This is a genomic window from Umezawaea beigongshangensis, assembly GCF_016464305.1.
Lineage (GTDB): Bacteria > Actinomycetota > Actinomycetes > Mycobacteriales > Pseudonocardiaceae > Umezawaea_A > Umezawaea_A beigongshangensis.
Genome location: NZ_JAEIOJ010000029.1, coordinates 1 through 6,395, shown reverse-complemented (window position 1 = coordinate 6,395; position 6,395 = coordinate 1). Strand labels below are relative to the sequence as shown.

Below are 6,395 nucleotides of genomic sequence, written 5' to 3'. Positions count from 1 at the left end.
CGTCATCGACCAGCCATGGCTTCGACACACCCACTCATCGGCCCGACGATCATCCTGCTCAACAGCGCAGGTGCAGCGTCACCCCATTGTGTTAGGAGGTCTAACAAGTCCTAACAGAATGATCATTTGATGAGTCGGCGGTAGCAGATGATGGAGCGGGCCAGGCTCATGAACCGCACAGATGCGCGGGCTCAAGTCGACGTCGGTGGCGCCGAGGCGAGATCCTGGATGCCGATTACCCCGAGGAGTTGCAGCTGCTCGATGGCGGGGCTGCCCGCAGGGGCGGTGAAGAACTGCAGGCGTTGCCGGCCGTCCTCGCTGAACAGGTTCTGGCAGTTGATGTCGAGGACACCGAGAGCGGGATGGTTGATGCGCTTGCGTTCGCCGCGACGCACGGCGACGTCGCCGCTGTCCCACAGCGCCGTGAACTCGGCGCTGGCGCGGCGTAGGCGGGTGAGCATCTCGGTGGCCGGACCGTCGTGGTCGCGGCGGGCCACAGCGGCTCGGAGGTCGCAGACCAAAACCTTCGAGTGGTGCGGATGGTCCTCTTCGGGATAGATGGACCGGCTGTCGGGGTCGGTGAACCAGCGGTACAGGAAGCTGGCCGCAGGCCCGGTGTGGTGAGCAGGCGGGCCGAGCAGGGCCGCGGCGAGCCGGTTCTGCACGACGGTTTCGTGCAGGTCGGTGATGATCTGCGCCGGGGTGGTGTCCAGCCGGTCGAGCAGCGCGAGCATGGCGGGTGGCACGTGTACCGCGTTGCCGTGCACCGCCGGAGCGGGCCGGCCGGCGAGACGGAACAGGTGTTCGCGTTCGTCGGCGTCGAGGCGGAGCGCCCGGGCCAGGGCGGCCAGCATCTGCGTAGAGGGCTGCGCGCCGCGGCCGCGTTCCAGTTCGATGTAGTAGTCCACCGACGCGCTGGCCAGCTGGGCGACCTCGTCGCGGCGCAATCCGATCACCCGACGACGCGGCCCGGCGGGGAGACCGACTTCGGCCGGGGTTATCCGGGACCGCCGCGACTGCAGGAACAGTCCCAGTTCAGCGAGGTTCACCCAACCAGTCTCGCCCGGTCCGCGCTCGGCTGCCAGGGGATGGCAACCCCTGGGTAAACGGCGCCTGGTTACCCGTCGCCGGCCCGGCCAAGGTCGAGAGGAACACGACGGACCTACGGGCCCGAAACTGACACCCCTCATGCCGGGCGAAGAAACGGGATAGAGAACCATGACAACCAACACGACGCACGACGGCCACACCCGTGTGGCTGTCGTCACCGGCGGCTCACGCGGTATCGGTCGCGAGTCGGCGCGCCGACTCGCCGGTGACGGTTTCGCCGTCGTCGTCGGATACGCCAGCAACCAAGGCGAAGCGGACACCGCGGTCAAGGAGATAACCGCAGGCGGCGGGAAGGCGATCGCGCTACGTGCCGACGTCGCGGACGAAACGGCGGTCACGGCGCTCTTCGACGCGGCCCAGACGACGTTCGGCGGCGTAGACGTGGTGGTACACGCCGCCGGTCGGGCCCACACGTCAACGATCGCCGAACTGGACCTGACGATGTTGGACGACTTGCACCGCACCAACATCCGCGGCACGTTCGTGGTCGCGCAGCAAGCCGCACGGCGGATACGCGACGGCGGCGCCATCGTCACCTTCTCCACCTCGGTGGTGGGGCTGGCCTTCCCGGGTTACGGCGCCTACAGCGCCAGCAAGGGCGCGGTCGAAGCGCTGACGCTGATCCTGGCGAGGGAACTGCGCGGCCGGAACATCACTGTCAACGCGGTGGCACCCGGCCCCACCGCGACGGACCTGTTCCTGGAGGGCAAGGACGAGGCGACCATCACCCGGCTGGCCGCCCAGCCCCCGCTGGAACGTCTCGGCACGCCGACGGACATCGCCGACGTCGTCGCGTTCCTGTCCGGCCCCGCCGGTCGCTGGGTCAACGGCCAGGTTGTCCGCGCCAACGGCGGCATCATCTGACGGCCGAAGGAGCGTTCAACACGGGCAAGACCATTCTCCTCACCGGCGCGTCCAGCGGCATCGGCGCGCTGACCGTACGTGCCCTCGCGGACGCGGGCCACACGGTCTATGCCGGCATCCGGCAGATCACCGGCCGCAACGCAACCGCCGTGGCCGACCTCAACCGCTACACCGCCGACCACGGAGTGGACCTACAGGCGGTGGAGCTGGACGTGACGTCCCAGGACTCCGCCGACGCCGCCATCACTCAGGTGATCGAGAAGTCGGGCCGCCTTGACGTGGTGGTGCACAACGCGGGCCACATGGTGCTCGGTCCAGCCGAGGCCTTCACTGTGCAGCAACTCGCCTCGCTGTACGACGTCAACGTGCTCGGCACTCAGCGCGTCAACCGCGCGGCCCTGCCGCACCTGCGCGGTCAGGGCGGGGGGCTGTTGGTCTGGGTGGGCTCGTCCAGCACCCGCGGTGGCACACCCCCATTCGTCGGCCCGTACTTCGCGGCGAAGGCGGCGATGGACGCCCTGGCCGTCAGCTACGCCGCCGAGATCATCCGGTTCGGCATCGACACCACGATCGTCGTGCCCGGCGCCTTCACCTCCGGGACGAACCACTTCGCCAACGCCGCAGCACCGGCCGACACCCAGCGGGCAGCCTCCTACGACAACCGCTACGGCGACCTCGTAGCGAAGCTGAACAGCAAACTCGCCGCCCTGATCCCACCCGACGCCGACGTGGCCGAGGTGGCAGCGGCCATCACCCGGGTCGTGGACATGCCCGCCGGCACCCGCCCGTTCCGCACCCACATCGACCCTAGCCGCGACGGCAGCGAAGTCGTCTCCGCGGTCGCCGACCGTATCCGCGCCGAGTTCTTCCATCGTGTCGGACTCGACGACCTGTTGACCCCCGGCAGCAACCGCTGACCGGACCGACTCCGACACAAGGAGACAGCAATGCCATTCGCCAACCTGAAGGTCCCCGCCGGCACGCTCTCCGCCGAGCAGAAGGAAACCCTCGTTGGGAAGGTCACCGACCTGTACGCCGAGACCTTCGGCGATGCCGTGCGCGACAACACCATGGTGCTCGTCGACGAGGTCGCCGACGGCGGCTGGGGCATCCGCGGTGAGGTGCTCACCCTCGCCAAGATCCAGCAGCAGCACGCCTGACCGCAGGGTCTGGCGCAGCCCGATCGGGGCTGCGCCAGACCCTGGGCGACATCGCTCGGCACCCCACCCCTTGAGGAGACTGATGTGGCAGCGATTATTGAGCCTTTTTCATCGTGACGGTGCAGGTCACGGCGCAGGCTGAGCAGTGAGGAGCGCGGTGGGCGAGGCTCCCGGTAGGACAGCGGTCGACCAAGATCCGATGCCCCGACCGGGAGCCTCGCCGTGCTGTCTTCCCCCGCCGCGATTCCGCTGTCCGACCGCACCCTCGTCCGCCTGGCCGATCTCATCCGCGCGGAGGGGACGCGACGTCGGTCCCGGTGGCGGCGCCTCGATCCCGGTCGTCAGGCGCTGCTCGTACTCGCCCACCTGGGCAGGCGGCGACACCCACACCCGCCTCGCCGTCGGGTTCGACATCTCCTGCAGCACCGCCTGGCGCTGCGTCCGCGAAGCGGCAGACCTTCTCGTCGCTCTGGCCGACGACCTCCGCACCGCAGGTGAACGCGCCGCCCGACTGGCCTGCGCGATCCTGAACCGCGCCAGCACACCCGGCCGGGGCCGACCCCCTGCCGGGCTCCGAGATCCACGGCAGCAACGGGGTACGGCGCGGCCGGGGGGACGATGCGGGACTGGAGCGCGTGCACGGCTGGATCCACCGGGCCGACATCGGCTTCGTCCGCCAGGGCGTGCTGGCGGTGTGGTCGCAGGAGGCGGCCTGGAGCCAGATCCTCCAGGCCGCTGCGGAGCACTGCGACATGATCGGCGAGGCCAAGGACGAGGTGTTCCAGGCCGTTCTCGGCGAGGCCGCCTCGGCGCGGCTGATCGATGAGTTCGCCGCGCTGCCGGCCTTCCGCCGAGCCGCTCGGCACACCGAGCAGCTCACCGTGGCCGGGCAGATCCCCGGAACTCGCCTCGCTGACCAAGCCCAGCAACCATCGGCACTGGTCGGGGGCGAGGCCGAGCACGCAGTGCGGCGCCCGCCACTCGGTGAGGTCGTCGAGGACGGGCGCGAGCGGGGTGCTCAGCGTGTGGGCGAGGAGTTCGGCGGTGGCACGGGCGCGCGGCAGGGGGCTGGACACCACCAGCGCTGGCCGCACGCGTGGACGGGACCGGGACTGGACCGCTGGTGCATCACCGGAAGGTGGAACTGCACCACTGGTCAACGCGCCGGACGCCCGCCAACCCTGTGCGCGATCAGGGCACTCGTGCTCCGGTCCGCGGAGGAGGACCCGCGGCGGGGCACCGACGCATCCGGGGTGAACCGGCGTGTCTGGTGTCCGACATCCAGGGTCAAGACCCAATGCCGGGTAGTTAAGGATCTCCGTTCTCCTGCAAGGAAGTCGGCGACCATGTCGTGGCGGCGTAGAGGCCGGGGCCGATCTTGTGGATGAGTCCGCTGTCGGCCCAGCGGGAGAGTTGTCTGTACGTGATGTCGAGGGTGATGTCGCCGAAGTGGGCCGCGATGTCGCGGGGTCGCCAGAGACGGGTGGGATCTTCCTGTAGCAGGACCAGAATCCGGTGCCTGCGGCGCTCGGCGGGGGTGATATTGCGGTCGTCCCGGGAGCGCGGGCTGCGGCTGCGGGGGGTTCCAGGACGCTGATGTCGAGGGCGGTGACGGTGCGGCTTCGGTCGGGTCTGCCGTCGTCGCGGCGTTCGCTGTAGCGGGAGATCGGGGATCTGACCTTGCGGGTGCTCACCTGTGGGCGGCGGGGCGGAAGGAGCGCGGCCAGGACCCGACGCGCGATGACCCCGGTCGCCTCGGTGTCGTCGACGATGATTCCGGTCGCCTGGACGACCTGGCCGCGGGCAGCGTGCAGGGCGATGGTGAACCCGCAGCGGTCCGGGTCGGTGCCGGGCCGGGACTCCGCGGCGTCGACCATGACGGTGCGCAGGAGTTGGCAGAGCGTGAGCAGGGACCACATCTCCTGCTCGATTCCGGCCGGGTCGCCCGAGCGCAGGACGCGTCCTGCGGTGATCGTGTGGCGCAGGGCGTAGTACGCCGATTCGTGTTCCCACCGCTGGTGGTAGCTGTGCCGCGGCGTCCCGGTCGTTGGAGTCGTAGTGCCAGGCCGGCGCCCTCGGGGTACTCGTAGGCGGTCTTGAAGAGGCTGGATCCGCCGGTGCGGTCGTCGGTGGTCACGGCGGTCACCACGTACTTGTGGGACCAGTCGAGCACGGGGGTGAGCGCGCCGGTGGGGGTCCACCACATCGGGTAGCAGCGCATGGTGTTCGTGGCCGGGTCAGCGGGCATCCGATCGGCGCGGCGGCAGTCGTGCTCGCCGTAGACGACCTGCACGACCGCGCCGGTCTCGCTGGTGCGGACGCCGGAGGTCTCCGCGGTGGTGGCCACCAGGTCGGCCGGGATGCAGCCGAGGATTTCACAGAACGCGGACAGCACCTGCAGCGAGAGCCGTTCCGGGGTGCGGGAGACCAAGCAGTGGACCTGGGACCACCCCAGATGGTCACCCGTTCGGTAGATGTGGATGCGCTCGTGCACGCACCACTGTTGGCGCATACTTCGTTCGTGGAGAACTCCAAGCGCAAGGAGCGCCTTGTGGTAGACCAAATTCGCACTACCGGCAAGTGGATCTCCGTCGGTCCGAACACGCCCGAGATGAAGCTCGACGGTCTGGACAGCGATCACATCAAATGGGGCGTCCCGGCCGCGGGTGACCCGAACGCCGGGCGGAGCGAGTACGAGTTCACCGGCGCCCTCGCTCACACGAAACACGACGGTAGCAACAAGTTCGAGGTCACACTGGGCACGTTCACGCATCACAACTACGTGATCTTGATGGGGCAGCAAACGGAATTCCAGGCGACTCTCGAGGTCAACATCGACTTCAAGGACGATGGTACCAAGCATAAATGCACCGTTGTTTTCTCTCACGTCGAAACCGTCAACTCGCCTGGCTACGTGGACGACAAGGTCAAATTGCCGGAGGTCTCCGGAAACGAGATCGTGCACATCGAAGGCGTCGAGTACAAGGTGTCGATCGTCGGTTTCCTGGTGGGCGGCCACGGCGAACCGCTTCCCCAATTCCTCAGTGCAGAGGGCAGGCACAACGAGGCCGACATCATCGCCAGGTTCGAGCGGACGAACCCATTGGTCGGTGGCTGAACCGTGGATGGGTTTTCCGCCGTTACGGGTCTGTCGAACGAGCGGCTCTGACCCTGTGCCGCTCTTAGAGCCGGTCTCACGTGGTTGCTTTGGTGAGTTGCTTGAAGCAGGTCAGCGCTGCGGCCAGGGTGGCGAAGGCGCAG

The 6,395-nt window shown here is 68.5% G+C and carries 7 protein-coding genes and 1 pseudogene; 6 read left to right on the top strand and 2 right to left on the bottom strand.

Annotated features, from left to right (window positions below; genetic code table 11):
- Nucleotides 1–191: 191 nt before the first annotated feature.
- Entirely contained in the window at nucleotides 192–1,049 is an 858-nt protein-coding gene (locus IMZ35_RS30115) for an MmyB family transcriptional regulator (protein ID WP_199444613.1), read from the bottom strand.
- Between the two features lie 169 nt (nucleotides 1,050–1,218).
- Between IMZ35_RS30115 and IMZ35_RS30110 the strand changes: the two genes are divergently transcribed.
- From IMZ35_RS30110 to IMZ35_RS30095, 5 genes and pseudogenes are all read left to right on the top strand, one after another.
- Nucleotides 1,219–1,974: an SDR family oxidoreductase gene (locus IMZ35_RS30110; RefSeq protein WP_199444612.1), complete on the top strand. Its 756-nt coding sequence runs from the start codon at nucleotides 1,219–1,221 to the stop codon at nucleotides 1,972–1,974.
- On the top strand, nucleotides 1,971–2,891 hold the full coding sequence (locus IMZ35_RS30105; RefSeq protein ID WP_199444615.1) for an SDR family NAD(P)-dependent oxidoreductase: 921 nt from the start codon (nucleotides 1,971–1,973) through the stop codon (nucleotides 2,889–2,891). The genes IMZ35_RS30110 and IMZ35_RS30105 overlap by 4 nt, the downstream gene beginning before the upstream one ends.
- A 30-nt stretch (nucleotides 2,892–2,921) precedes the next feature.
- Nucleotides 2,922–3,134: a tautomerase family protein gene (locus IMZ35_RS30100; protein WP_199444611.1), complete on the top strand. Its 213-nt coding sequence runs from the start codon at nucleotides 2,922–2,924 to the stop codon at nucleotides 3,132–3,134.
- A gap of 222 nt (nucleotides 3,135–3,356) precedes the next feature.
- Nucleotides 3,357–3,681 (top strand): annotated as a pseudogene (locus IMZ35_RS31245) (helix-turn-helix domain-containing protein); the annotation flags it as partial.
- Between the two features lie 88 nt (nucleotides 3,682–3,769).
- Nucleotides 3,770–4,522, top strand: a complete 753-nt coding sequence (locus IMZ35_RS30095; RefSeq protein WP_199444610.1) for a hypothetical protein — start codon at nucleotides 3,770–3,772, stop codon at nucleotides 4,520–4,522.
- A 302-nt stretch (nucleotides 4,523–4,824) separates the two neighbouring features.
- On the opposite strand, the gene IMZ35_RS30090 is transcribed toward IMZ35_RS30095, so the two are convergent.
- Nucleotides 4,825–5,646 (bottom strand): helix-turn-helix domain-containing protein, encoded by an 822-nt coding sequence (locus IMZ35_RS30090; protein WP_199444614.1) that lies wholly within the window; start codon nucleotides 5,644–5,646, stop codon nucleotides 4,825–4,827.
- Between IMZ35_RS30090 and IMZ35_RS30085 the strand changes: the two genes are divergently transcribed.
- Nucleotides 5,590–6,252, top strand: a complete 663-nt coding sequence (locus IMZ35_RS30085) for a choice-of-anchor K domain-containing protein (RefSeq protein WP_267877320.1) — start codon at nucleotides 5,590–5,592, stop codon at nucleotides 6,250–6,252. The genes IMZ35_RS30090 and IMZ35_RS30085 overlap by 57 nt on opposite strands.
- The last annotated feature ends 143 nt before the right edge of the window (nucleotides 6,253–6,395 follow it).

Coding starts and splice junctions, on each gene's coding strand:
- IMZ35_RS30110 (WP_199444612.1), top strand. CDS start 1,219: ATGACAACCAACACGACGCACGACGGCCACACCCGTGTGGCTGTCGTC.
- IMZ35_RS30100 (WP_199444611.1), top strand. CDS start 2,922: ATGCCATTCGCCAACCTGAAGGTCCCCGCCGGCACGCTCTCCGCCGAG.
- IMZ35_RS30085 (WP_267877320.1), top strand. CDS start 5,590: ATGGTCACCCGTTCGGTAGATGTGGATGCGCTCGTGCACGCACCACTG.
- IMZ35_RS30090 (WP_199444614.1), bottom strand. CDS start 5,646: ATGCGCCAACAGTGGTGCGTGCACGAGCGCATCCACATCTACCGAACG.